Origin of the sequence: Pseudomonas sp. ICMP 3272 (genome assembly GCF_001466905.1) — a bacterium.
GTDB classification, from domain to species: domain Bacteria; phylum Pseudomonadota; class Gammaproteobacteria; order Pseudomonadales; family Pseudomonadaceae; genus Aquipseudomonas; species Aquipseudomonas amygdali.
This window is the reverse complement of the sequence record NZ_LKEK01000059.1, coordinates 11901-37077: the sequence shown is the minus strand read 5'-3', so window position 1 is coordinate 37077 and position 25177 is coordinate 11901. Positions and strand designations below refer to the sequence as shown.

Sequence of the window (25177 nt, the reverse complement as noted above, 5' to 3'; positions counted from 1 at the left end):
ATGCCGGAACTATAACGTGGCTGCCGGACGACTGTGAACGCAGACGCCTCATTCAGTTCTTGAATGGGGCGTCACGCAGTGACCGGGTCGAAATTGTAACGCTGCTTTTGGTATGGCTAATTTGGCTATACCATACGCTTCATGTCGACTAAATACAGATTCAGGGATAAGTACAGGATTCAGTTGAGGGAAAAAGACCACCTGCCGCCGCATGTGCATCTGACCGGTGGTGGTCTGGATGTACTGATTTGCCTTGAGCTCGTAGAGCCCATGCGCGGACATGCCCCGACTGTTGTGCTTAAGGAAGCTCTCGAATGGATACGAATTCACCGCGATGAACTGATGGAGGAGTGGAAACGATGGCATCCATGAAACGACCCCGGCTCAGGGATGTTCAGGCGCAGTCCGGATACCGGCTGGCCCTGACATTCATCGACGATCAACAATTCGTCCTCGACATGAGCGCTGATGTGCAGGCTTTTCCGGGGTTACGACCCCTGATTGCTGCTGAAGCCTTTGCCCACGCCCAAGTGGGCGATGATGGCTGGACGGTTGAATGGCCTGAACTGGATATCCAGATCGGTGCGGATACCCTGTATCTCGACGCTCAGGCTCAAGCTGCCACCGACGAAAACACGCGTATTTTCATCGGGTGGCGTGCCCGCACGGGTTTGCCCTTGGCTAAGGCCGCACAGGCATTGGGTGTCAGCCCTCGCAGCATTACTCGCTACAGCAACTCTCGCGAAGCTACGCCACGTACCCTTGCGCTGGCTTGCCTGGGCTGGGATGTATTGCAGCAACAGGCACATGCCGCCGAGGAGCGGGGTGTTTATTCCGTGGATAAAAAGGACCACTAAGACCCCTTGCTGCTCTCATAACGCGCATTGAATGCCTGCACGAAAGCATTGCGCAGGATCTGCAGAAACGCCTGGAAGCCGCTGATGTCCTGCTGATGGACGCTGCCGCTCAGGTCGACACGGGTGGCGAACTGGTTTTCCCGCTGGTTTTTCAACACGGTTTCGCTGGTGCCGACCAGCGCTTCCCAGATCGAGCGGAAAACGCCCTTGTCCTTGTTCTCAACGTCCTGATGCCAGTTGAACACGTCAACATTGCGTAGCAGGGGCTTTATGTAGCCGCTGAGCTGCCCTTTATCCGCTTGCGCTTCAATCACAAGATCGCCGTCACCGGCGTTAAAGTCGAACTTGCCATACGCCGACGAGAAGTCGTTGAGCTTCTTGAGCTGAATGCCGGTGGCGCGCAGTTTGAAGTCGAAATCTTCAAAGTTGCTGAACGGATCGAATCTGGCGGTGCTTTCCAGATCGGCATGGTCCAGCAGGCGTGCCTTGCCCTTGAACTCGGCATCGCGGTTGCCTTCCACGTCGACCACGTTGGTCAGGTTATAGATGCTGGCATTGACCTGATCCGCCTCGATTTTTACTTTGGGCGTGGAGTTGAAGTTATTGAACGTGATGCGCCCGTTATCGATGCGCAATTCGTTGAGGGTGATGGGCAGCAGCTTGTCCATCTGGGTACGCCAGTCGGTGCCCTGACCGGTCTGCGAGTTCTGCTTGCTGCCGCCGTCCACGAAGTTGATCTGCGGTCCGGTGAAGAGGGCTTTCGCGACCACGGCATGGTCATACCAGAGCGAATGCCAGCTGACTGCCAGCTCGATCATCGGCGCGTCGAAGAAAGGCACCGGGACCTTGCCGTCGGTCTTGACGATCTTCAGTCCTTTGATCCGGTAAGCCCCTCGCCACAGTGCCAGGTCTACGTCGGTGATCTCACCTCGGTAGTCGCCCATGTCGGCCAGTTTGTCGTTCAGATAGTCGCGCACCAGATAGGGCAAGGCGATATTGACCGCGATCAGCAGAACTACCAGAGCGGCCATGGTCCATAGCGGCCAGCTGTAGCGACGTTTCATGACATGAGTCTCCTGTTTCAATGAGGGATTGACTGCGTACGCGGTCATCCGTTCGGTCAGACTGGACGCCCCAGGGTTGGCGGCATAGGCTTTGGGTCTTTAACCGATGTGCACAAGGACACTTTCATGAGCCGTATCTACGCTGATAACGCCCATTCCATCGGTAATACGCCGCTGGTGCAGATCAATCGTATTGCGCCCCGCGGTGTCACGATTCTGGCCAAGATCGAAGGACGTAATCCGGGCTACTCCGTCAAGTGCCGTATCGGCGCCAACATGATCTGGGACGCTGAAAGCAGCGGCAAACTCAAGCCCGGCATGACCATCGTCGAACCGACCTCGGGCAATACCGGGATTGGCCTGGCATTCGTTGCCGCCGCCCGTGGTTACAAATTGATGCTCACCATGCCCGCTTCCATGAGCATAGAACGTCGCAAGGTACTCAAGGCGCTGGGTGCCGAACTGGTGTTGACTGAACCGGCAAAGGGGATGAAAGGCGCGATTGCCAAGGCAGAAGAGCTGCTGGCGGGCGATCCGGAAAAATACTTCATGCCCGCACAGTTCGAGAACCCTGCCAACCCGGCCATCCACGAAAAGACCACCGGCCCTGAAATCTGGGCGGACACCGACGGCGCTATCGACGTACTGGTGGCAGGCGTCGGGACTGGCGGGACTATCACCGGTATTTCCCGCTATATCAAGCACACCGCAGGCAAGCCGATCCTGTCGGTTGCGGTCGAGCCGGACGGTTCGCCGATTATCACCCAGGCGATGGCCGGTGAAGAGATCAAGCCCAGCACGCACAAGATTCAAGGCATCGGTGCCGGTTTCATTCCGAAAAACCTCGACCTGTCGATTGTGGACCGCGTAGAGCGTGTCACCGATGAAGAATCCAAGGCCATGGCGCGGCGCTTGATGCAGGAAGAGGGCATCCTTTGCGGTATCTCGTGCGGAGCAGCCATGGCGGCGGCCGTCCGTCTGGCTGAAAAACCGGAGATGCAGGGCAAGACAATCGTGGTGATCCTGCCTGACTCTGGCGAACGTTACCTGTCCAGCATGCTGTTCAGCGACCTGTTTACCGATCAGGAGCTTTCCCAGTAACACATCTTCGCAAGTGTGCACTTCATGCGGGCAACGCAAGGGTTTATGATGGCCAGCTTACGCGTCACCGGACGATTATCTCTGTTCGTCCGGTGCTTGCGGTCCTTCATTCAGAATCATGCATCAGTACTGCCCGCGTGACGTTTGGCGTTATCTGCCCGCTTCAAGGAGAGCTTCATGACCCTTTCATTTGTTGCCAAGGCATCGATCCTGATGCTGTTTCTGGGCAGCACGCTGTACGTTCATTTGCGCGGTCGGGCCCGGCTGCCCCTGTTGCGGCAGTTCGTCAACCATTCGGCATTGTTCGCGCCTTACAACGCACTGATGTACCTGTTTTCCCGCGTGCCGTCCGAACCGTATCTGGACCGCAGCAAATTCCCTGAGCTGGATATCCTCAAGGACAACTGGGAAACCATTCGCGACGAAGCCATGCACCTGTTCGATGAAGGCTACATTCGGGCTGCCGAGAAGAACAACGACGCCGGTTTCGGCTCGTTCTTCAAGAAGGGCTGGAAGCGCTTTTACCTGAAGTGGTACGACAAGGCACTGCCATCTGCCGAAGCGCTGTGCCCGAAGACTGTCGAGCTGGTCAACAGCATTCCCAACGTCAAAGGTGCGATGTTCGCGCTGTTGCCGGGCGGCAGCCACCTCAACCCGCACCGCGATCCGTTTGCCGGTTCCCTGCGTTATCACCTGGGGCTGTCTACGCCGAATTCCGATGACTGCCGGATCTTTGTCGATGGCAAGGAATACGCCTGGCGTGACGGCCAGGACGTGATGTTCGACGAGACCTACGTGCACTGGGTCAAGAATGAAACGCCGCAGACCCGGGTGATTCTGTTCTGTGACGTCGAGCGTCCGCTGACCAACCGCTTCATGACGCGTGTGAACCGCAGCGTCAGTGCGTTTCTGGGCCGCGCAACCGCGCCGCAGAATCTGGATGACGAGCGTGTCGGCGGGATCAATCAGGCGTATGCGTTCAGCAAGCGCTTCAGCGACGGCTTCAGTGGCAAGGTCAAGCAGTTCAAGCGCGCCAACCCCAAGGCCTACCGCATTTTGCGGCCTGTACTGGCGGTGGTGGTGCTGACGTTGCTGGGCTACTGGTTGTTTGGTTAAGCAACCGCTTTGATCCGGTTGTTCGCTGTCACGGCGAACAACCGTCAGCCCTTTCTCAGTCCAGATTCACATGCCGGCTCAACAACGCTCGCAGCGCTGCGGGTTTGACCGGTTTGGGCAGGTAATCGAGTCCTGCTGCATGCACCTGAGCAATCAACTCCGGACGGCCATCAGCGCTGATGAGCACGCCGGGCACCGGTTGACCCAGGCGGGTTCGTAGCCAGGCCATCAGTTCAGTACCGGTTTCGCCCTCATCCAGATGGTAATCCACCAACGCAATCTGCGGCCTGACGCCATTGTTCAGCAGCGCTTCGCATTCCAGGCGACTGCGAGCGGTCCACACCTGACAACCCCAGCGTGACAACAGGCTGTTCATGCCGATCAGGATGCTGTCTTCATTGTCGACACACAGCACCTGCGTGCCGTTCAGCGCGGGTCGGCTGACATCCGGCAGCGTATCGGGCATTGTCGCCGGGGCTGCTGCCAGTGGCACGCGCACGCTGAAAACGCTGCCTTTGCCAGGCCACGAACGCACCTGCAAAGGGTGCTCGAGAATGCGACACAAACCATCGGCAATCGCCAGCCCCAGGCCCAGCCCCTTGGCTGCGTGAGTCTTGTGGCTGTCGAGGCGTTTGAATTCTTCGAAGATCACCTGGCGCTTGTCTTCGGGGATGCCCGGCCCGCGGTCCCAGACCTCAAGGCTCAGGCTGCCGCCGTGACGTCTGACACCCAGCAGAATAGGGCCTTTGGCATAGCGGAAAGCATTGGTCAGAAAGTTTTGCAGGACCCGGCGCAATAGCTTGATATCACTGTCGACGCGCAGTGAACTGCCTCTGAAACGAAAACTCAGACCCTGCTCCTGGGCCAGCGCTTTGAATTCGGCGCCCAGGGTGTCAAACAGCGCGTTGAGCGGGAACGGTTGGCGGTCCGGGGTGATCTTGCCGTTTTCCAGGCGCGAGATGTCCAGCAGGTCGCTGATCAGGTCTTCGGCAGAACGCAACGAGCTGTCCAGATGCTGGACCAGTTGCTGGGCGTCGCTGGAAATGCCGTCCTGCTGATGCGACAGCGCAGCAGAAAACAGTCTTGCAGCATTCAGCGGCTGCATCAGGTCATGGCTGACGGCGGCCAGAAAGCGGGTTTTCGATTCGTTGGCGGCTTCGGCGGTGCCCTTGGCCTCGGTCAGCGCCTGATTGAGCTGCGACAACTCGTGGGTACGTGCGGCGACACGCTGCTCAAGGCTTTCATTGACGCCTTTGAGGGCCTGTTCGGCGGCACGAAACGCGGTGATGTCGGTGAAGCTCATGACGAAACCGCCGCCGGGCATCGGATTGCCGATCAGCTCGATCACCTGACCGTTGGGGAACAGTCGCTCCGAGGTGTGCGCGCGGCCCTGACGCATCCAGTGCAGGCGTCGCGCCACGTGAACTTCAGCCTCACCCGGCCCGCACAGCCCGCGTTCGGCGTTGTAGCGAATGATGTCGGCAATCGGCCGGCCGACGCCAATCAGGCCTTCGGGGTAATTGAACAGCTCGAGGTAGCGGCGGTTCCAGGCCACCAGCCTCAAGGACTGATCCACCACACTGATGCCCTGGGTAATGTTTTCGATGGCACCCTGCAACAGTGCACGGTTGAACTGCAAAACTTCGGACGCTTCGTCGGCGATGCGTACGACGTCTTCCAGCTGCATATCGCGCCCTTCGATAGCGGCCTTGACCACGGCGCGGGTCGAGGAAGTGCCGAGCACGCCAGCCAGCAGCCGCTCGGTATGCGCGATCCACTCTCCATCGGCATTCAGACTGGGGTTGAAACCCTTGCCTTGTCTGTAGGCGAAGCGAATGAAGCTCTGACGTGCTCGGTCTTCACCGACAAAACGCGCCGAGAGGCTGAGCAGGTCTTCTATCTGGACGGCAAGCAGCGGTCGGCTGAAGTCGCGTCCCTGGGTTTCCTGACCAATGAAACGACCTGCCTGCCAGTGCTCCGCCACTCGGGTTCTCGACAACATCGACACCCAGGCGAACAGCGTGCAGTTGCCGGCCATCGACAGCACCACGCCCTGAGTCATCGGCGAGATCGGCAGGTCGAACGGGTTGCTGTGCAGCCAGGACAGTAGCGGGAAATTGCTCAGCGACCAGCCCATGCCATGCGCCGCGACCGGCAGCACCAGGGTGTAGAACCAGATGAAGATACCCGCTGCCAGGCCTGCAAAGACACCACGCCGGTTAGCCTGCTTCCAGTACAGCGCACCGAACATGGCCGGTGCCAACTGGGTGATCGCGGCGAAGGCAATCTGCCCGATAGTCGCCAGGCTGGCCGTTGAGCCCAGCATCCGGTAGCTGACATAGGCCAGCAGGAGAATCATCACAATGCTGATGCGCCTTACCGAGAGCATCCAGTGACGAAACGCTTCGAACGGCCGCTCGGTGTTTTTGCGCCTTAACAGCCAGGGCAGCAGCATGTCGTTGGATATCATCGTCGACAGCGCCACGCAGGCGACGATTACCATGCCGGTTGCCGCCGATGCGCCGCCGATGAAGGCCAGCAGGGCGAGTGACGGATGAGCGTGCGCCAGGGGCAGACTGATCACGAACGAGTCGGGCAGCATGGAGGCGGGCAGCAGCATTTGTCCGGCCAGCGCAATTGGCACGACGAACAATGCAGCCAGTGCCAGATAGGCCGGGAACACCCATTTGGCGAGATTCAGGTCCTGAGGCTCGATGTTTTCGACCACCGTGACGTGAAACTGTCGCGGCAGGCAGACAATCGCCATCATCGCCACACCGGTCTGCACGAACATCGACGGCCAGTTGATCGTGTCTTGCCAGTATTCCTCGAGGCGTGGCGCAAGTTTGGCCTGATTGAACAGGTCATCAAAACCGTCATACAGACCGAACGTGACGAACACGCCGACCGCCATGAAGGCAAACAGCTTGACCAGTGCTTCGAAGGCAATCGCCAGCACCATACCGCGATGGTGTTCGGTCACATCCAGATTGCGTGCACCGAAGACGATGGTGAACAGCGCCAGAATCAGCGACACCACCAGCGCGGTGTCCTGAGCGCGGGTGCCGGTGGAATCAGCCACAGCACCAATCAGGATATTTACGCCCAGCACGATGCCTTTCAGTTGCAGCGCGATATACGGCAGCATGCCGATCAGACAGATCAGCGCGACCATGACCGCCAGTGACTGGGACTTGCCGTAGCGTGCTGCGATGAAGTCGGCAATTGAGGTGATGTTTTCCTGCTTGCTGATCAGCACCATCTTCTGCAGCACCCAAGGCGCCAGCACCATCAGCACGATAGGCCCCAGATAAATCGGCAGGAAAGACCACAGCTGTTCGGCCGCCTGACCCACCGCGCCGAAAAACGTCCAACTGGTGCAATACACTGCCAGCGACAGGCTGTAGACCCAGGCGCGCATGGTCGGGCGCAGTGATGCGCTGTAGCGGTCGCCGTAAAAGGCGATAGCAAACATGATGGCCATATAGGACAAGGCAACGGCCGCAATCAGCCCGCTGGACAGCGACATATGAAATTCCACACCGTATTGATAGCGCGCAGTCTCGCACGATGGCCGCGCTTCGTCTTTGTCGACCAAGGTCGAGCGTGGCGGGGTGTCGCAGCTGTTACGCAAACGCCCGTAACGATGAAAAATGGTGCGGGGTGTTTTGTAAAAAGAAATGTCCTATCGACATTCGGCGGCGTTACGTCTTCAATGTGTCTCGGATTGGCGGCTACGTCAGTTCACCCCAGCCTCTCAGGACCACGGACGATGAGCCAACAGTCACAATTCAGCTTGCTCGGGAAACGCCGTTTCCTGCCGTTTTTCATCACGCAGTCCCTCGGGGCGTTCAATGACAATATTTTCAAGCAGTCATTGATCCTCGCCATCCTCTATAAGCTGAGCATTGACGGGGATCGTTCGATCTACGTCAATCTGTGTGCCTTGCTGTTCATCCTGCCGTTCTTCCTGTTCTCGGCGCTGGCCGGGCAGTTCGGCGAGAAGTACCCCAAGGACACGCTGATCCGCATCATCAAGTTCGGCGAGATCGTCATCATGGCGGTCGGGGCTGCGGGCTTTCTGTTCGATCACCTTGAATTGATGCTGGCGGCGCTGTTTGCCATGGGCACGCATTCAGCGCTGTTCGGGCCGGTCAAATATTCGATCCTGCCTCAGCACCTGCGCGAGAGCGAACTGGTCGGCGGCAACGCGCTGGTCGAGATGGGTACCTTTCTGGCGATTCTGGCCGGCACCATCAGCGCGGGTGTGATGATGTCTTCTTCGCACTATGCCTGGGTGGTGGCGGCTGCCATCGTGCTGGTCGCCTGCCTGGGGTTCCTGGCCAGCTTCGGTATCCCGCGCGCCGATGCCGCCTCGCCGGAGATGAAGCTCAACTGGAACATCTTCACCCAGTCATGGGCGACCTTGCGCATGGGGCTGGGGCAAACGCCTGCGGTTTCGCGCTCGATTGTCGGCAACTCGTGGTTCTGGTTCGTGGGGGCGATCTACCTGACGCAGATCCCGGCCTATGCCAAGGAATGGATGTATGGCGACGAAACGGTCGTTACGCTGATCCTGACCGTGTTCTCCATCGGCATCGCGCTGGGCTCGCTGCTTTGCGAGCGGTTATCCGGGCATAAGGTCGAGATCGGGCTGGTGCCGTTTGGCTCGATGGGGCTGACGATTTTCGGTCTGTTGCTGTGGTGGCATTCCGGTGGTTTCCCGCAGAACGTGCAGGCCAACGACTGGCTGGCGGTCCTTTCCTACGGGCAGGGCTGGCTGGTGCTGTTCGATATTCTGGGTATTGGCGTGTTCGGCGGCTTCTATATCGTGCCGTTGTACGCCCTGATCCAGTCGCGAACACCGGTGAAAGAGCGCTCACGAGTCATTGCTGCCAACAACATCCTCAACGCGCTGTTCATGGTGGTTTCGGCGATTGTCTCGATCCTGTTGCTGAGCTTCGCCAAACTGTCGATTCCGCAGCTGTTTCTGGCGGTGTCGCTGATGAACATCGCCGTCAATATCTACATCTTCAAGATCGTCCCCGAGTTCACCATGCGCTTCATGATCTGGCTGCTGGGCCACTCCATGTACCGCGTCGAACACCGGGATTTGAACCGGATACCTGATGAAGGCGCAGCGCTGCTGGTCTGCAACCATGTGTCCTTTGTCGATGCGTTGCTGATTGCCGGTGCAGTGCGGCGGCCGATCCGGTTTGTCATGTACTACAAGATCTACCAGTTGCCGGTCCTCAACTTTATCTTCCGCACGGCCGGGACCATCCCGATTGCCGGGCGCAACGAGGACATGGACATCTACGAGCAATCGTTCAAGCGCATCGCTCAGTACCTCGCGGAAGGCGAGCTTGTGTGTATCTTCCCGGAAGGCAAGCTGACCACCGACGGCGAGATCAGCGGCTTCAAGAGCGGCATGAGCCGCATCATCCAGGAAACGCCAGTGCCGGTCATTCCGCTGGCACTACAAGGCTTGTGGGGCAGCTTTTTCAGCCGTGACCCGAGCAAGACTCTGTTCCGTCGCCTCTGGTCTCGCGTGGTGCTGGTCGCCGGTTCGCCCATTGCAGCAGATGTTGCAACGCCGGTGGATGTGCGCGAAGAGGTGAAGGCGCTGAGAGGGAAGGTGCAATAAGCGCTCCGCGCTGCATTTAGTGATGCTCTGCGTCACCTTCAGGTGCCGCAGCTGATCAAAGGCCCGGCTTGGTTTCTTCCTCCGGCATCTTCCTGAAATACGTCGATAGCAACGCCCCGGAAATGTTGTGCCAGACGCTGAACAGCGCGCTTGGCACCGCCGCCAGTGGCGAAAAGTGAGCGCTGGCCAATGCGGCGCCAAGCCCTGAGTTCTGCATGCCTACTTCCAGCGCCAGTGACTTGCGTTGCGGCAAGGGCAGCTTGAATGCCTTGCCGGTAAAATAACCCAGCAAAAAGCCGAAGGTGTTGTGCAGGATCACCACGGCCATGATCAACAAGCCCGATTCGGCGATTTTCGCCTGGCTGGCGGCGACTACGGCGCAGACAATCATCACGATGCTCACCACCGAGACCAGCGGCAGCACGTCCACGGCATATCTGACCCGCGCACCCAGCAGACGCTGTGCAACTACACCGAGCACGATCGGCAGCATGACCAGTTGCAGGATCGACCAGAACATATCGAGGAAGGACACCGGCAACCACGCCGACGCCAGTAACCAGATCAGCGTCGGGGTCAGCAGCGGGGCGAGCAGGGTAGTCACCGCTGCGATTGCCACCGCCAGCGCCAGATCACCTTTGGCCAGCCAGGCCATGACGTTGGAGGACGTACCGCTCGGGCAGCAGCCGACCAGAATCACACCCACGGCGATTTCCGGCGGCAGTTGAAACACCTGACACAGCAACCAGGCCACGCCGGGCATTATCACAAAATGCGCGACCACACCCAGCGCAACGCGCCACGGGTTGCGCGCCACCTCAGAGAAGTCTTCCAGCTTCAAGGTAAGACCCATGCCGAACATGACCAGACCCAGCAGCGGTACGATCCAGCTTTTCAGACCGATAAAAGCCTGCGGGAACAGAAACGCCAGGATGGCGAACAGCAGCACCCAATAAGCAAAGGTATTACCGACAAACCGACTCAAGGCTGCCAACGCGCGCATGGCGTGTTCCCTCCTTTAAAAAAACCTGTGTGAAATGAACGCGCCGTCTCACAGGACGGCGCGGTGTAGCAGGCAGCGACGGGCGGGGATCAGATCCCCTGCGGGATTTCCTCGCCGCCCAGCGCGTCGAACAGCTCCGGCAGGAACTCGCCGAACGTCAGCATCATCAGTGTGAAGCTGGCGTCGAGCTGGCCCAGCGCTTCGTCGCCACCGTCCTGTTCCGCCTGATCCTGCAGCAGGTCTTCGAACTTCAGGCGCTTGACCACCAGCTTGTCGTCCAGCACGAACGACAGCTTGTCCTGCCAGGCCAGCGACAGCTGGGTGACGACCTTGCCGGTGTTCAAGTGCAGCTGAATTTCGTCGCTGGTCAGGTCCTGACGCTTGCAACGTACGATGCCGCCATCTTCGTGGGTGTCGCGCAGTTCGCACTCGTCCAGCACGAAGAAGTTGTCGGCCGCTTTCTGGGTCTTGACCCAGTCGGTCATGGTTGCACTTGGCGAAACCTTGACGGTCAGCGGACGTACCGGCAACGAGCCGATCACTTCACGCAGGGTCGACAGCAGGTCTTCGGCGCGTTTCGGGCTGGAGGCGTTGACCAGAATCAGGCCCTGCTTTGGCGCGATGGCAGCGAAGGTCGCGGAGCGGCGGATAAACGCACGCGGCAAAAAGGCCTGGATGATTTCATCCTTGAGTTGATCGCGTTCCTTCTTGTAGACCTTGCGCATCTGCTCGGCTTCGATCTCGTCGACCTTTTCCTTGAGCGCGTCGCGTACAACGCTACCTGGCAGAATGCGTTCTTCCTTGCGTGCAGCAATCAGCAGGAAGTCCTGGCTGACGTGTACCAATGGAGCGTCCTCGCCCTTGCCGAAAGGAGCGACGAAACCATAGGTGGCCACCTCCTGGCTGGCGCAGGCACGAGCCGGTTTGGTTGCCAGTGCTGTCTCCAGCGCTTCGGCATCGAAAGGCACGTCCTGGGTCAGGCGATAGACAAGCAGGTTTTTGAACCACATGAGGTGAGTCTCTCTTTCTATACAAAGGCGGGCATTATTCGCTCCTCGGCGGCTGCGGCCAACCCTGCACAGAGCGTTTGTAAGCCTTTGGAAGGATTATAAAAATTATTTAAAAAAGTGCTTGCCAGAGTGCAGGTCGCTCCGTAGAATGCGCGCCACACCGAGAGTGAAGGGTGATTAGCTCAGCTGGGAGAGCAGCTGCCTTACAAGCAGCGGGTCGGCGGTTCGATCCCGTCATCACCCACCAAACTCGCTTTTAGTGTTACGCGCAGCGGTAGTTCAGTCGGTTAGAATACCGGCCTGTCACGCCGGGGGTCGCGGGTTCGAGTCCCGTCCGCTGCGCCATATTCAGCTTCAAGGCCCTTGAACTCCTTGAAGCAAACAGAAAGCCCGCCTTGTGCGGGCTTTCTGCTTTCTGTTTTCCTGAAACGATGAAGTCCTCGTTCATTCATCGGGGTGTGACAGGCAGCTACCGAGCCATCCTGGTAACCATACGACCAAGCTATTTCCGCCCAGGCTTTCGACCATGTGCGGGCCATCTGCATCGGCCACGTTGGCCAGGGTCAGCAGTCCATTTTGATGCGCGTTGTGAAAACAATATTCAGTGCAGTCATCGCAGTTCAATACCCTTGACGTTTGGTTTCTAATGGCACGATCTGGTTGATCTTTGCAGAGCAGCGCTGTTTTCATGTGATGCAATGTCGTGTGCTTCCACGCATCATCAAGTAAGACTTCCTCTTTGCCAATGTAAGTTATTTCCTTATTTATTGAAGTTTCTGGCTCGCTCTTTGTTTAACGCGATCAGGTCCTTGATTTCTCATCTTCGCTGGTATTAGCTGGTTTTGTCGGTTAGAGCACTTCAGTGTGCTGACCGACTGTCTTATATCTGATTCTGTAAGATCGCCCTGTCAAGGCGGTTGAATACTCTATATTTAAATAAGGAAATTATATGAACACTGGTATTAAACTGCTCATGGCTGCCTCTGTCATGGCAGCCTCCGTCAGCGCGTTGGCCTTGCCTGCGCTGCACACCGCGACTATCGATCAGCACGGCACTGTCGTTACTCAATCGTCTCCGTGGATCAAGTCCGTAAGTTACAGTAGTAAGAGCGACTATTTCGCAACGTATAAAGTGATTTTCAATGAGGGCCACTTCAAACACTCGCCTGGTTTCTGCTCGGCATCTTCTATTGATACCAGTGACTATGAACGGCTGTTCTACGGTCACGTCAAGTTGGGTGGGGCTGCCACCACAAAAGAAGTCAATGTGTTAGGTCTCATGGTCGGCAAGGACGGTGCCTCGGGCGATGCTTCCATGAGCTTTCAGCTGGCGTGCAGCAACTGATTGAATGAGCCTCGCCGGGTGCGGGGCTTTCTCGGGGGCAGAACCTCGTTAAACACCTGCGGCTTTCCATCCATCGCATTTGCGCAGATCATCTATCCATTCCCAACAAGAACGGACGTGTCATGAATTTACCTCTTCAGGGCATCAAGGTGGTGGAGCTGGGCCAGCTTATTGCCGGACCTTTTGCGGCGAAGATCCTTGCCGAGTTCGGTGCCGAGGTCATCAAGGTCGAGCCGCCGCTGACCGGTGATCCTCTGCGCAAATGGCGTTTGCTGCACAACGGTACCTCCGTATGGTGGGCGGTGCAGTCGCGCAACAAGCAGTCAGTGACCCTCGATCTGCGCCAGCCTCAGGCGCAGGAAATGGCCCGCCAGCTGATTCGTGATGCCGATGTGCTGGTCGAGAATTTCCGCCCCGGTACGCTTGAGGGTTGGGGGCTCAGTTGGGAAGAGCTGCATGCCCTCAATCCGAAACTGATCATGCTGCGCGTCTCCGGCTATGGGCAGACCGGCCCGTACCGTGACAGGCCGGGTTTTGGCGTAATAGGCGAGGCGATGGGCGGTCTGCGTCATTTATCGGGCGAGCCAGGGCGTACGCCGGTGCGTGTCGGTGTGTCGATCGGCGACTCGCTGTCGGCGCTGCACGGCGTTATCGGCATTCTGCTTGCGCTTCGGCACCGCGAACAGAATGGCGGTGACGGTCAGCAGATAGATGTCGCGTTGTACGAGTCAGTGTTCAACGTGATGGAAAGCCTGATTCCCGAGTATTCGGTATTCAATACTGTCCGTGAGCCAGCAGGCAGCAGCATGCCAGGCATCGCACCGACCAACGCCTACCGCTGCAATGATGGTAAGTACGCGCTGATCGCAGGCAATGGCGACAGTATCTACCGTCGGTTGATGGAAAAGATCGGTCGCCTGGATCTGGCCAATGACCCCGAGCTTGAGCATAACGACGGGCGAGTCAGGCATGTGGCACGCATTGATGCTGCCATTTCGACCTGGACCGCCGAGCGCTCGATGGACGAAGTTCTTGCTGCACTCAACGAGGCGCGTATCCCGGCAGGCAAGATCTACGACGCTGCCGATATCGCCAGCGACCCGCATTATCAGGCGCGTGACATGTTGTTGCAGAGCGCGCTGGATGACGGCACGCCCGTCACTCTCCCGGGGATCGTGCCTAAACTTCTAGACACGCCGGGCCAGGTAAGAGCGCCTGCGCCGACCCTGGGTCAGCACACTGATGCCGTTCTCGAAGCACACGGTATAGACACAGCCACTCGCGCTGAATGGCGTCGGCTTGGCATCATCTGATCCGAAATGCGGCCTTTGCCGTAAACAAAACTCTATTCCAAACGGAGCTGATCCCGTGATTGATCATCTGGACCATCTTGTATTGACCACTGCTGATGTTGACGCCTGCAAGGACTTTTACGTACGTGTGATGGGTATGGCCCCAGAGCGCTTTCGCCAGGGCCGACTGGCGTTTCGCTTCGGCAATCAGAAAATCAATGTCCATGAGCGTGGCAAAGAGTTCGAGCCCAAGGCTCATCTGCCTGTGCCAGGTGCGCTGGACCTGTGTTTCATTGCCAGCATCCCGCTGGATCAGGTCATCGCGCACCTGCAAGAGCAGGACTGGCCTATCGTTGAAGGTCCGGTAGAGCGTACCGGTGCCACCGGGCCGATTCGTTCTGTGTATGTGCGCGATCCTGATCTGAACCTGATCGAAATTTCCGAATTGGCCTGATTCAGGTCGGCGACGGACTGACCCCTTCCGTGATAGTGGCAGGTCTGACCTGACCGGTTTTCGGCAGGGGTGAAGGCTCGGGTTGTGTCGGCTCGTCCTCGCCATTCAGCGCCCGATGCATCTTCTCGCTGTCCAGTGCGCCAACCCATTTGGCGATGGCCATGGTGCCGACGCCGTTGCCGATGGTATTGGTGATCGCCCGCGCTTCGGACATGAAACGGTCCACGCCCAGTAACAGCACCATGCCCGCGACCGGTATGGTGCCCAGGGACGCGAGGGTCGCGGCGAGAATGATGAAGCCTGAACCCGTGACACCCGCCGAACCCTTGGAGGTGAACATCAGCACCACCAGCACGATCAACTGGTCGGTCAGGGTCAGTGGCGTATTGGTCGCTTGGGCGATGAAGATCGCGGCAATCGTATAGTAGATCGCCTGTCCGTCCGGGTTGAAGGTCAGGCCGGATGGAATGATCATTCCTGCAACCGGTTTTGATACGCCGGCTTTCTCCATTTTCGAGATCATCTGTGGCAGCACCGATTCAGATGAACTGGTGCCCAGTACCGTGAACAGTTCTTCCTTGATGAAACGCAGGAATTTCCAGAGGCTGAAACCGCTGTAACGGCATATCGGCCCGAGCACGAAGATCACGAACACTGTGCAGGTCAGGTAGACGCAGGCCATCAGTTTGCCCAGGGAAAACAGCGAACCGAAACCATATTTGCCGATGGTGAAGGCAATTGCTCCGAATGCGCCGAGCGGTGCCAGGCGCATGACCATGTTGACGATTCTGAACATGCCCTGCATCAGGCTGTCCAGCGCATCGACAAAAGGTTTGGCACGCGGGCCTGCCTGCGCCAGAGCGATCCCGAGCAGGATCGAGAACAGCAGGATTTGCAGAATATTGCCCTTGGCGAACGCGTCGATGATGGTGTCGGGGATGATGCCCATCAAAAAGTCCATGAACGACGAATGCTTCGCCGCGCTGGTGTAGGTGCTCAGGCTGGAAGAGTCCAGCGTTGCTACGTCGATGTTCATCCCTGCACCGGGTTTGAACACATCCACCACGACCAGACCAATGACCAGCGCCAGGGTCGACACCACTTCAAAATAGACCAGTGCCCGAAACCCGACGCGGCCCAGCTCCTTCATGTTTTCCATGCGCGCGATGCCTGACACCACTGTCAGGAAAATCACTGGTGCGAGCAGCATCTTGATCAGCTTGATGAATGCGTCGCCGATGGGTTTGAGCGCTGCGCCGGTTTCCGGTGCCACAACGCCAACGATGGCGCCAAGAATGACCGCGAGTAAAACCTGTACGTACAGTTTGCCTAGAATGCTTTTCATGACCGGGTCCTGAGTTTTTATTGTTGTCAGGAAATGCCCGGAGACTCGGCAGGCCGGTCTCCGTGGCGTTGTACCTCGATACGACGTTGATCTGGCGAACGCGCCTCAGCGGTTGATCAGTTGCAGTACCGCATCGGTGACCTGCCGAGTGGTGGCTGTGCCGCCGAGGTCCGGGGTATGCAGACCGCTTTCGGTAACCGCCTCAATGGCCGACATCAGGGTCTTGGCCGCTGCCGATTCACCCAGATGCTCAAGCATCATCGCGGCGGTCCAGAACGTTGCAATCGGGTTGGCGACGCCTTTGCCGGTGATATCGAATGCTGAACCGTGGATCGGTTCGAACATCGACGGGAAGTTGCGGCCTGGGTTGAGGTTGGCGGTAGGGGCGATGCCCAGACTGCCGGACAGGGCGGCAGCCAGATCGGAAAGGATGTCGGCGTGCAGGTTGGTGGCGACGATGACATCCAGCGACGATGGCTTGAGCACCATGCGCGTGGTCACGGCATCCACCAGCTCCTTGTCGATCCTGACGTCCGGGAAGTCCTTGGCCACTTCGTAGAAAATCTCGTCCCACAACACCATGCCATGGCGCTGCGCGTTGGACTTGGTGACCATGGTCAGGTGCTTGCACGGGCGAGTGCGCGCCAGTTCGAAAGCGAAGCGATGAATGCGCTCTACACCGGCCCGTGTGAACACCGAAACCTCGGTTGCGACTTCTTCCGGCAAGCCACGATGCACGCGCCCGCCATTGCCGGAGTACTCACCCTCGGAGTTTTCGCGAACGACGACCCAGTCGATCTCGTGGCCGTTGTGCAGCGGGCTCTTTACACCGGGCAGAACGCGCGCTGGACGTACGTTGGCGTATTGGTCAAAGCCCTGGCAGATCGGCAGGCGCAAACCCCACAGGGAAATATGGTCGGGTACATTCAAGGCGCCCACTGCGCCGAAGAAAATGGCATCGAAGGTCTTGAGTTCGGCCAGACCGCCTTCAGGAATGTAGTGGCCGTTCTTCAGGTAGTTATCCGAATTCCAGTCAAAGTGCTTGAAGGTCAGGCCGAAGCCGGATTTTGTCGACAGCGCCTGCAGGACTTCAACACCTGCGGCGATCACTTCCACGCCAATGCCGTCGCCGGGTACTGCTGCAATGTTGTAACTGTTCATGGTCCACTCCACTGTCCGATGCTTTTTGTTATGCCTGCGAACGCTCTGTTCGACAGGGGGTGGACGGAGTATATGTAGTGAGCCGGAACGTATGAGTTACTCGAAATCACTACATAATTAACTTTGAGTTACTAATGAACCAGACACAGGACCTGTCGTTTTTCCATCTGTTGGCTCAGCTGGGCAGCCTTGCCGCGACAGCCCGCGAACTGGGCGTGACGCCGCCTGCCATCAGCAAGCGCTTGAGTCTTCTGGAAGCGCGGCTGGGCACACGCCTGGTGAATCGCACCACGCGGTCCATGAGTCTGACTGCCGAGGGCGAGTTGTATTTCAGCCATGCGGCGCGGATTCTGACCCAGATTGATGAAGTCGAGCAGTTGATCACCAGCAGTTCTGCCAGCCCCAAAGGGCTAATCAGGGTCAACGCTTCACTGGGTTTCGGTCGCCGTCATATAGGCCCGGCACTGGCGGCTTTTTTTGCCCGTTACCCCGAGGTGCAGATCCAGCTGGAAATCAGTGATCACCCACTGGATCTGGCCACCCATGGTTTTGATCTGGGCATTCGTTTCGGCAGTCTTCCGGATGCGGCCTTTCATGCGCGCAAGATCGCGTCCAATCGACGTCTGCTCTGCGCATCACCGCTGTACCTGGAAAAGCACGGTACGCCGACACGTCTGGCGGAACTGCAGCAGCACAATTGTATTTTTCTGCGTCAGAACGAAACACCCTACGGGGTGTGGAGCTTCAGCAACGGGGGGCGTACGCAGAACATCAAGGTACATGGCGCATTGGGCTGCAACGACGGTGAGGTCGCGCTGAACTGGGCGCTGGAAGGGTTCGGCATTTTGCTGCGCGCCGAATGGGACATTGCCCGGTACGTACGCAGTGGCCGTTTGCGTCTGGTACTTGAAGACCAGACACCCACTCGGGCGGACGTCTACGCGGTCTATCCGCAGCAGTTGCATCTGTCCGCCAGGGTGCGTTGTCTGATCGATTTTCTGGTGGAGCGTTTTGCCAGTCTGGATCGGGTTGTCCCGCTGCAAGACCCGCATTGAGCTGCGGGCGTCAGCAGCCCTTCGAAGCAGCCCCTTCCTTCGGTATGAATGCAGCCTTGTCTCCTGGTTTGGTAATGACGTAAGCGCGTCGCCACGGCTGGTCGTCGATCAGTTTCCAGCGATGGCCTGGGCCGGTAGTGTCCTGTGCCAACAATATTTCCCCTGGGCGCAGTATGAAATTCTCTCCGCCGGTGGTGGAAAACTCGAGCGTGCCTGAAAGGGTGATCACGTATTGCTCTTCTGGCGCGGCGTGCCAGTTGTATTGCGAGTGCGCCGGGGTTTCCTTGAAGTGCAGGGCGCTGACATCGGTCATTGCCTTTTGATCAATCGAGCCTTCGATGACGTGTGACAGATTGTCGGGGCCTGTGCACAGCCTGTATGCCTTGATGCCCTCGGTTACAACAATAGGTGGCTTCTTGGTGGCATAGGCGGTGCTGATCGGCAACATGACTGCTGCGGTGATGGCTGCAAGGCCTGCCAACTGGCAAGCCGTCGAGCGCATCAGGCGAAAACGATTGTTCGATTGCATAAAACGTTCCTGAGCACGACAAACTGCATAAGCCCTGATCGCCAGTCGCGGTGATCGAAACAGGGGCTGGGCAGATTCGCCCACGCAGCGGATCGAATCACATCCGGTAACGGTTAAAAATTATCTTTAGTTTCATGTTGCCGGGCGCCGCCCGGTCTAGCTTTTGTCATATTCATCTATGTCACCCGCGGCACTTGGTTTCCTTACGCTAATGACTCAATCAGTCAGGCTTTCAAGGAGCCCCGGATGCACCCCAGAAAAAGAATTGAAAAACGGTCCATTGACCACCATCCCGGCATGCCAGCGTTCAGCGTGCCTTTCGATCATCCAGATGATGCGGCGCGCTATGCCCATGAGCGAATCGGCAATCGGCGTGACCGTGAATACGGCGGCTTTATTCTGGTTCGCAAGGATGGCAAGTACGTCGCGACCGAACCCATGAACGGCAGCCGGTTCAGCTTTGACCCCAACGAAGTCTTTCCGCGCAACGATGAGGAGGGGTATGTGCTCTACCCGCAAGGGTATGACGACTATGCGATTTACCACTCTCACCCGTCACTTCAGGCCGGGCTTGAAGAATGGCCGGAGCGTGAAAAGGTTACTTACCCGAACAGCTTTTCGGCGGGCGACATCTATGCAGTGATCGATGATCAGGATATTTGCCCGGCGACCTATCTTTCCGGGCCTGACGGCTCGCTGATCAAATACACTTTGTCCCGTTCTGCCGCTGAAGACACACTGTTTGCGCGTGTTGCCGGACCACCAAAGATGCCGCACCTGAGTGAACTCAGTCAGATCCACAAGGCGCTGCAGAACCTTACCATGCTGCCCAGTGATGTGGTCCGGTTGCTGGCAGGTGCCGGGAACCTGGAAGTGATAGTGCCCAGTCGTCTGTGGGGGCGGGTCGGGAAAGTGTCGACTGACTGGCACCCTTATCCGGACGAAGCCGCCACTCGCAGGCCTCCTGTAACACCGCCTGCAAGCTGTGCCGTGCAGTGGCCACCAAGGCCTCTGAGCCTCAGCGCGCCGTTTACCCGTGCGGATGAGGCCGCACGTTACGCGCACGGCCAGATTGGCACTCGCATTCATTCGCAGATCATCGGTTTTCTACTGTTCAACCCGGTAACGCGCGCCTACCGGATCGCCGAGCCGATCCTTGAGGATGGTGCCCCGGTCTACGCGCCCTGTTCGGCGTTTCACCCCGATGCGTACTACCGGCCTGCGTTACCTGATGGCTATCGTGTTGACGGCATATATTTTTCGTCTGCCAACCTCGTAGCCGAAGGCGGGCGTGAAGTAGTGAGCGATTTCTTCGACCCGGACGATCTGCATCGCATGTTCAGTTATCGGTACAAGCCTGCACAGCGACCCAAAGGCTCGCCAATTCGTTATGGCTTCGAGATGTCGGCAGTTTATTTCTCGGCAGCCGATGGTGCACTGCTCGCGTACACACCCAGCCGGTCCGACGAGGAGCTTCAGCTTTTGCGAAGTGTGTCGCGCGTGTACTCGGGGGCTGAGTCCATCCAGGCGCAACTCGCCGCAGGTACGATCAATATGCAGGACTTTGTTCGCAGAGTGGCACGAGCCGGGCAACTGCGCGTGCTGCAGACCAGTGAGCGCTGGCCTCATGCAGGGGTGGTCAGGCCCGTGCCTTGAGCCCTTCGCTGCAAACCCGCGCGTTTCCCATGCGAATCGCAAACTGAACTGCAACTGAACAATCCAGTGCCGCGCCGGGAAAACCTTTGGATACCTGAACTTATCGGCGTTTTCTCCCTCTCATGCCGGTAGCCATTGATCGCGGCGGCCTGATAAGCTCGCGGCTTTACTCGTTTGCCCTTTTGGCGCATGAACAAGGAATTAGCATGAAACAGCATCGGTTGGCAGCGGCGATTGCCCTGGTCGGTCTGGTACTCGCAGGTTGTGACAAGCAAGCCAGCACCGTAGAGCTGAAAACTCCGGCACAAAAAGCGTCTTATGGCATCGGTCTGAACATGGGCAAAAGCCTGGCTCAGGAAGGTATGGATGATCTGGATTCCAAGGCTGTAGCCCTGGGTATCGAAGACGCAGTCGGCAAGAAAGATCAGAAACTCAAAGACGAAGAGTTGGTTGAAGCCTTCTCGGCCCTGCAGAAGCGCTCCGAGGAGCGTCTGGCCAAGATGAGCGAAGAGGCTTCGGCCGCCGGCAAGAAATTCCTCGAAGAGAACGGCAAGAAGGACGGCGTGGTCACCACTGCTTCCGGCTTGCAGTATCAAATCATCAAGAAAGCGGATGGCGCTCAGCCCAAGCCTACCGATGTTGTGACTGTTCACTACGAAGGCAAACTGATTGACGGCAAGGTCTTCGACAGTTCCGTTGAACGCGGCAGCCCGATTGACCTGCCTGTAGGCGGCGTTATTCCGGGTTGGGTCGAAGGTCTGCAACTGATGCACGTAGGCGAGAAGATCAAACTCTTCATCCCTAGTGATCTGGCGTACGGCGCGCAGAGCCCGAGCCCGGCTATCCCGGCCAACTCGGTACTGGTGTTCGATCTTGAACTGTTGGGTATCAAGGACCCTGCAGCGGCACCGACTGCTGGTGCTGATGCCGACGAAGAAGAAGAGGCAGCTCCTGCCGCTTCGGCTCCGGCCAAGAAGTAACGCACTACCTGGCTACAGAAAACGCCCTGTCTCGACAGGGCGTTTTTGTGTCCGGCTTATTTCCCGAACGCTTGGCCATTCGGGCAGTCCCACTATCATGGACGCGCGCAGTAGCATTGTCCGACAGTCCGGCAAGGTAACGGCACTCGCTTGAGCAAGGTACCGGTTTCACACCTTTGTAGCTTTTTTGTGAGTAAAAAACGCCCGATTTGACTGTGGCCCCCCGATAACGGGGAGTTCGGGCATGAAAAAAGCCACTGTTCACAAGGTTATCCACAATTATTGTGGATAACCTTGTGGCTCCGGCCAGGCAGGTTCGCCGGATCTGCTTTTATCAAAAGACATTTTGCTGAACGGGAGTGGGTATGAAAGCACCGTGGAATTTTATCCGTTATCTGCCCGGAGCCCGGCGTCTGCTGGCAGCGGGGCGACTGCCAGGGTTGTTGTTTGCGGTCGCGCGCAAGGGTAATAGTGAAGGTAATCGTCTGGGCAAGCTCAAGGACGATCTGCGTTTGCTCCAGGCCCTGTGCCTGGCTTACTGGCGCGGTGAGTACCGAAGCATCAGCCCCAAAGCCATTTTGTCCATTGTCGCGGGCCTGATGTATTTCCTCAGCCCGCTGGACGCTATTCCTGACTGGATTCCAGGCCTGGGAATGTTCGATGACATCGCAGTGCTGGCCTGGGTCACCAAGCACTTGAGCGACGAACTGGATGCTTTTCGCGCATGGCGTGAGCAGCAACCGCCCGAGAAGCTCATCGTGGTCGAGCAGTTGCCCAAGACTCAGGCGCTGTTGGAGAAAGAGCGGGGTAAGGTGTAAGTCTCACGGATGGAACACAAGCCTTAGCGTTACGCTGTTAAGATGCCAGCCTATGAATCAAGCCTGATCAGTGTGCGGTCGTGTAGTACAAGGTGACTCTATGGATCTTCAAGTGATATCCCGTGACGGTGAGCCGGAATATGCAGTGCTGCCCTGGACTCAGTACCAGGTACTGCTCAAGGCTGCCGGGTTGGTCGGCAAGGCGCGCCAGGAACCGGTTGCATCGACTTCCGGCATCGCTGCCGGTGAGCTTCCAGGGTTCGATGAGTTGCGGGCGCTGCGCGAGGCTAAAGGCCTTGAAGTGGCCAGCCTGGCCCGTACGGTCGGCATCAGTCCGTCTTATCTGGAGTTGATCGAGAATGGTACTCGTCAGCCGGATGCTGCAATCAAGCGCAGCCTGGCATGGGAGCTTGGAGTGCCGGGCTGGCGAGGTGAGTCGTGAGCGTGCGCATCAGCCGTCAGCATTGGGACGGCCTGCTCAATGAGCTCGATCAGGCGCGCCGCCAGCGTCATCTGCTGACCTATCGCGCGTTGGTCGAGCGTCTGCAATTGCCCAGTCCGGCCATGCAGACCCTGACCGCGGCCCTTGAGCATCTGGCCGCCATGGACGCCCACGCGGAACAGCCTTTGCGCAGCTCGCTGGTGATCAGCCAGGGCGCAAGCCGCCTGCCGCGCCCAGGCTTTTTTGAATGCGCAGAGCGCCTCGGACGCTTCTCTGGGCCGTCAGATGGCGTCGCCGCCGCTTCGTGGCACGCCGCCGAAGTGGTTCGGGTGTTTGAACACAGCTACCCGGAAGTGGAAGTGCAGTAGAAGAGGTCCGGCCCCGAATCTTCAATGGCTGTATCGACCCCTTTGTGAGCAATGCGGATCGCCGCCCTGGTCACTCCCAAAACAGCGAATCTGTGGGAGCGAGCTTGCTCGCGAAGTCGCACGCTCACTTCATCTAACCTCACGCTTGTACCAATAGATCCAGCCGCGTCGAATCGATCACATGAATGCTCGCGCCAGCAACGTCCTTGGCGAAATGTTTGGCTTGTGAGGCCAGGTCGGCCAGTTGGCTGGCATCGACCAGCGTGCAGCTTTCTTCGTGCAGATGCACTACGCCAATCGACAGTGATAACAACGGGAATTCCTGGCGTTGTCCCTGTCGGTTGAGGGCGACGAAGCAACCGGCTTCCAGATGCTCCGCGCGGTAGAAACGTCGGCATTGATTCTGGAAATCATCCAGCAGGGTTTTCAGGCGCCGCTCCCAATCCTCGACGCCCAGCACCATCAGAAAATCATCCCCGCCGATGTGTCCGACAAAGTCCCTGCTCGGGTCGATACGGTCGTTCAGGCACTGCGCGAGACACAGCAGCACTTCATCACCACGGGCGTAGCCGTAGATGTCGTTGAAAGGCTTGAAGCTGTCAATGTCCACATAGCAGATCACCGATTCGCGGCCCTGTTGCAGCAGACGCGTCAGGCATTGCTGGATCGGAACATTGCCGGGCAGCAGGGTCAGCGGGTTGGCGTAACGTGCCTGCTGGATTTTCATCTCGGTAATCAATTTCAGAACATCGATCACCCGTCCGAGGCCCAGATAGGTACCGTTGGAGGTGATGATGAAATCCTCTTCGATGCGCTGCCGGGCGCGGCTGGTCAACAGTCGGCTGACCTGTTGCAGTGACTGGCTGACTTCCACGGCCAGAAAGTCATCGCTCATCAGACGGCTGATCGGCTTGCGGGCAAACAGTTCGGTGCCGAAGGGCTTGAGCAGTGCCTCGGACAATGAATGCCGATGGACGATGCCGCAGGGCCTGGCCTCGTCGTCCAGCACGGCCAGCGAGTTGAGATTGGCCTGCCTGCGAAACGCTTCCAGTACTTCAGCGGTGGGCGTGGACTGGCTGACTGATGGTTGCGGGTTGAGCAGGGCAGAAAGGTCTGCCGCTTCTTCGTTCAGCGACACGCTGGTGGTCTCTGCCTTGGGCAGCATGGCGCGGGTGTCGCGCGGCGGGCGCTCTTGCGGGCGCGCAAGCAGATAGCCTTGAACCAGGTTTACGCCCATGTCCTTCAGCGTTGCCAGCTCTTCGGGTAATTCGATGCCTTCGGCAATCACGGTCGCTCTGGAAGCCTTGGCCATCTGCAGCATGGAGCCAACGAATTCGCGCTTCACCGCATCCTGATGAATTCCGTCGATGAAGTGCCGATCGATTTTCACGTAGTCTGGACGCAGCTCCGACCAGAGTCGCAGGCTTGAATAACCAGCACCCAGGTCATCCAGCGCGATGGAGAAGCCCATGTCGCGGTAGTGGTGCAGCGCGTTGTACAGCAGGTCGAAATCGTCGGTAGGCATCTGCTCGGTCAGTTCGATGACCACGTCCTTCGGCGCGATGTGGTATCGGCGCAGCATTTCCAGCGTCCGGCCGGGAGGATGAGACGTTTCGAGCAGCGATTCGGGAGAGACGTTGAGGAACAGCTTGCCCGGCAACTTCTGCTGACTGAAACGCCGGCAGGCGCTGTCACGGCAACTCAGTTCCAGCTCACTCAGGCGGCCTGCCTGTCGAGCGATGGCAAACAGGTTCAGGGGCGAATGCAACGCGCTGTTGGACGGTCCGCGGGTCAAGGCTTCATAACCCAGAATTCGACGTTCCGATAGCGAAACGATGGGCTGGAACAAGCTGTGCAAATCACCACGAGCCAGAATTGAACTCAGTGTGCTCAACTGTTCGGTTAGGGTCATGGTCGTCTCGAAGAGAATAAAA

Annotated in this window: 23 protein-coding genes and 2 tRNA genes; 16 read left to right on the top strand and 9 right to left on the bottom strand. The window is 58.1% G+C overall.

Going from position 1 to position 25177, the window contains the following annotated elements:
* The first annotated feature begins 141 nt into the window (after positions 1-141).
* Positions 142-372: a DUF4160 domain-containing protein gene (locus AO068_RS27115; RefSeq protein WP_044317730.1), complete on the top strand. Its 231-nt coding sequence runs from the start codon at positions 142-144 to the stop codon at positions 370-372.
* Entirely contained in the window at positions 369-857 is a 489-nt protein-coding gene (locus tag AO068_RS16345; protein WP_058408903.1) for a DUF2442 domain-containing protein, read from the top strand. Before AO068_RS27115 ends, AO068_RS16345 begins: the two co-directional genes overlap by 4 nt.
* On the opposite strand, the gene AO068_RS16340 is transcribed toward AO068_RS16345, so the two are convergent.
* A complete protein-coding gene (locus tag AO068_RS16340) occupies positions 854-1921 on the bottom strand; it encodes a DUF748 domain-containing protein (protein WP_058408890.1) in 1068 nt (355 codons plus the stop codon). The genes AO068_RS16345 and AO068_RS16340 overlap by 4 nt on opposite strands.
* A 126-nt stretch (positions 1922-2047) precedes the next feature.
* On the opposite strand from AO068_RS16340, the gene cysK reads away from it, so the two are divergent.
* Both cysK and AO068_RS16330 read left to right on the top strand, forming a co-directional pair.
* Positions 2048-3022, top strand: a complete 975-nt coding sequence (gene cysK, locus AO068_RS16335) for a cysteine synthase A (protein ID WP_058408889.1) — start codon at positions 2048-2050, stop codon at positions 3020-3022.
* Between the two features lie 177 nt (positions 3023-3199).
* On the top strand, positions 3200-4138 hold the full coding sequence (locus tag AO068_RS16330; protein ID WP_058399769.1) for an aspartyl/asparaginyl beta-hydroxylase domain-containing protein: 939 nt from the start codon (positions 3200-3202) through the stop codon (positions 4136-4138).
* 55 nt (positions 4139-4193) lie between these two features.
* On the opposite strand, the gene AO068_RS16325 is transcribed toward AO068_RS16330, so the two are convergent.
* Complete coding sequence (locus tag AO068_RS16325; RefSeq protein WP_058408888.1) at positions 4194-7667, bottom strand: hybrid sensor histidine kinase/response regulator; 3474 nt, start codon at positions 7665-7667, stop codon at positions 4194-4196.
* A gap of 243 nt (positions 7668-7910) precedes the next feature.
* Between AO068_RS16325 and AO068_RS16320 the strand changes: the two genes are divergently transcribed.
* Positions 7911-9785: an MFS transporter gene (locus AO068_RS16320; RefSeq protein ID WP_058408887.1), complete on the top strand. Its 1875-nt coding sequence runs from the start codon at positions 7911-7913 to the stop codon at positions 9783-9785.
* Positions 9786-9840: 55 nt separating this feature from the next.
* Here the strand turns inward: AO068_RS16320 and AO068_RS16315 are convergent, their stop codons facing one another.
* Together AO068_RS16315 and rdgC are read right to left on the bottom strand one after the other, a co-directional pair.
* On the bottom strand, positions 9841-10788 hold the full coding sequence (locus AO068_RS16315) for a bile acid:sodium symporter family protein (RefSeq protein WP_058399772.1): 948 nt from the start codon (positions 10786-10788) through the stop codon (positions 9841-9843).
* 89 nt (positions 10789-10877) lie between these two features.
* The gene (gene rdgC / locus AO068_RS16310) at positions 10878-11798 is read right to left on the bottom strand and encodes a recombination-associated protein RdgC (protein ID WP_057402085.1); all 921 of its coding nucleotides are present in this window, start codon (positions 11796-11798) and stop codon (positions 10878-10880) included.
* Positions 11799-11969: 171 nt separating this feature from the next.
* Here rdgC and AO068_RS16305 point away from each other — a divergent pair.
* Positions 11970-12045 (top strand) — tRNA-Val (locus tag AO068_RS16305).
* Between the two features lie 21 nt (positions 12046-12066).
* Positions 12067-12143: transfer RNA gene (locus AO068_RS16300), tRNA-Asp, on the top strand.
* A gap of 99 nt (positions 12144-12242) precedes the next feature.
* Here AO068_RS16300 and AO068_RS29735 read toward each other — a convergent pair.
* Positions 12243-12488: a hypothetical protein gene (locus AO068_RS29735; RefSeq protein WP_404944494.1), complete on the bottom strand. Its 246-nt coding sequence runs from the start codon at positions 12486-12488 to the stop codon at positions 12243-12245.
* Positions 12489-12747: 259 nt separating this feature from the next.
* Between AO068_RS29735 and AO068_RS16295 the strand changes: the two genes are divergently transcribed.
* The 3 genes from AO068_RS16295 (at position 12748) to AO068_RS16285 (ending at position 14889) form a co-directional block, all read left to right on the top strand.
* Positions 12748-13143 carry a hypothetical protein gene (locus AO068_RS16295; protein ID WP_058399773.1) on the top strand — a complete coding sequence of 132 codons (396 nt, stop codon included), beginning with the start codon at positions 12748-12750 and terminating at the stop codon, positions 13141-13143.
* Positions 13144-13265: 122 nt separating this feature from the next.
* Entirely contained in the window at positions 13266-14456 is a 1191-nt protein-coding gene (locus tag AO068_RS16290; RefSeq protein ID WP_058408886.1) for a CaiB/BaiF CoA transferase family protein, read from the top strand.
* 55 nt (positions 14457-14511) lie between these two features.
* Positions 14512-14889: a VOC family protein gene (locus AO068_RS16285; RefSeq protein ID WP_058408885.1), complete on the top strand. Its 378-nt coding sequence runs from the start codon at positions 14512-14514 to the stop codon at positions 14887-14889.
* Position 14890: 1 nt separating this feature from the next.
* Here AO068_RS16285 and AO068_RS16280 read toward each other — a convergent pair whose 3' ends face one another.
* Both AO068_RS16280 and AO068_RS16275 read right to left on the bottom strand, forming a co-directional pair.
* Positions 14891-16234 carry a dicarboxylate/amino acid:cation symporter gene (locus AO068_RS16280; RefSeq protein ID WP_058408884.1) on the bottom strand — a complete coding sequence of 448 codons (1344 nt, stop codon included), beginning with the start codon at positions 16232-16234 and terminating at the stop codon, positions 14891-14893.
* A gap of 105 nt (positions 16235-16339) precedes the next feature.
* Positions 16340-17395 carry a tartrate dehydrogenase gene (locus AO068_RS16275; protein ID WP_058408883.1) on the bottom strand — a complete coding sequence of 352 codons (1056 nt, stop codon included), beginning with the start codon at positions 17393-17395 and terminating at the stop codon, positions 16340-16342.
* Positions 17396-17529: 134 nt separating this feature from the next.
* Between AO068_RS16275 and AO068_RS16270 the strand changes: the two genes are divergently transcribed.
* Positions 17530-18450, top strand: a complete 921-nt coding sequence (locus tag AO068_RS16270; protein ID WP_058408882.1) for a LysR family transcriptional regulator — start codon at positions 17530-17532, stop codon at positions 18448-18450.
* Positions 18451-18460: 10 nt separating this feature from the next.
* On the opposite strand, the gene AO068_RS16265 is transcribed toward AO068_RS16270, so the two are convergent.
* Positions 18461-18979, bottom strand: a complete 519-nt coding sequence (locus AO068_RS16265) for a hypothetical protein (RefSeq protein WP_058399777.1) — start codon at positions 18977-18979, stop codon at positions 18461-18463.
* A gap of 246 nt (positions 18980-19225) precedes the next feature.
* Between AO068_RS16265 and AO068_RS16260 the strand changes: the two genes are divergently transcribed.
* The 5 genes from AO068_RS16260 (at position 19226) to AO068_RS16240 (ending at position 23243) form a co-directional block, all read left to right on the top strand.
* Positions 19226-20635: a DUF4329 domain-containing protein gene (locus AO068_RS16260; protein WP_058399778.1), complete on the top strand. Its 1410-nt coding sequence runs from the start codon at positions 19226-19228 to the stop codon at positions 20633-20635.
* 206 nt (positions 20636-20841) lie between these two features.
* A complete protein-coding gene (locus AO068_RS16255; RefSeq protein ID WP_002552635.1) occupies positions 20842-21615 on the top strand; it encodes an FKBP-type peptidyl-prolyl cis-trans isomerase in 774 nt (257 codons plus the stop codon).
* Between the two features lie 365 nt (positions 21616-21980).
* Positions 21981-22433: a YkvA family protein gene (locus tag AO068_RS16250; RefSeq protein WP_002552636.1), complete on the top strand. Its 453-nt coding sequence runs from the start codon at positions 21981-21983 to the stop codon at positions 22431-22433.
* Between the two features lie 100 nt (positions 22434-22533).
* The gene (locus AO068_RS16245) at positions 22534-22875 is read left to right on the top strand and encodes a helix-turn-helix domain-containing protein (RefSeq protein ID WP_058408881.1); all 342 of its coding nucleotides are present in this window, start codon (positions 22534-22536) and stop codon (positions 22873-22875) included.
* Positions 22872-23243 carry a hypothetical protein gene (locus AO068_RS16240; protein WP_044323694.1) on the top strand — a complete coding sequence of 124 codons (372 nt, stop codon included), beginning with the start codon at positions 22872-22874 and terminating at the stop codon, positions 23241-23243. Before AO068_RS16245 ends, AO068_RS16240 begins: the two co-directional genes overlap by 4 nt.
* Before the next feature lie 139 nt (positions 23244-23382).
* On the opposite strand, the gene AO068_RS16235 is transcribed toward AO068_RS16240, so the two are convergent.
* Positions 23383-25155 carry a bifunctional diguanylate cyclase/phosphodiesterase gene (locus tag AO068_RS16235; RefSeq protein ID WP_058408880.1) on the bottom strand — a complete coding sequence of 591 codons (1773 nt, stop codon included), beginning with the start codon at positions 25153-25155 and terminating at the stop codon, positions 23383-23385.
* Positions 25156-25177 lie beyond the last annotated feature (22 nt).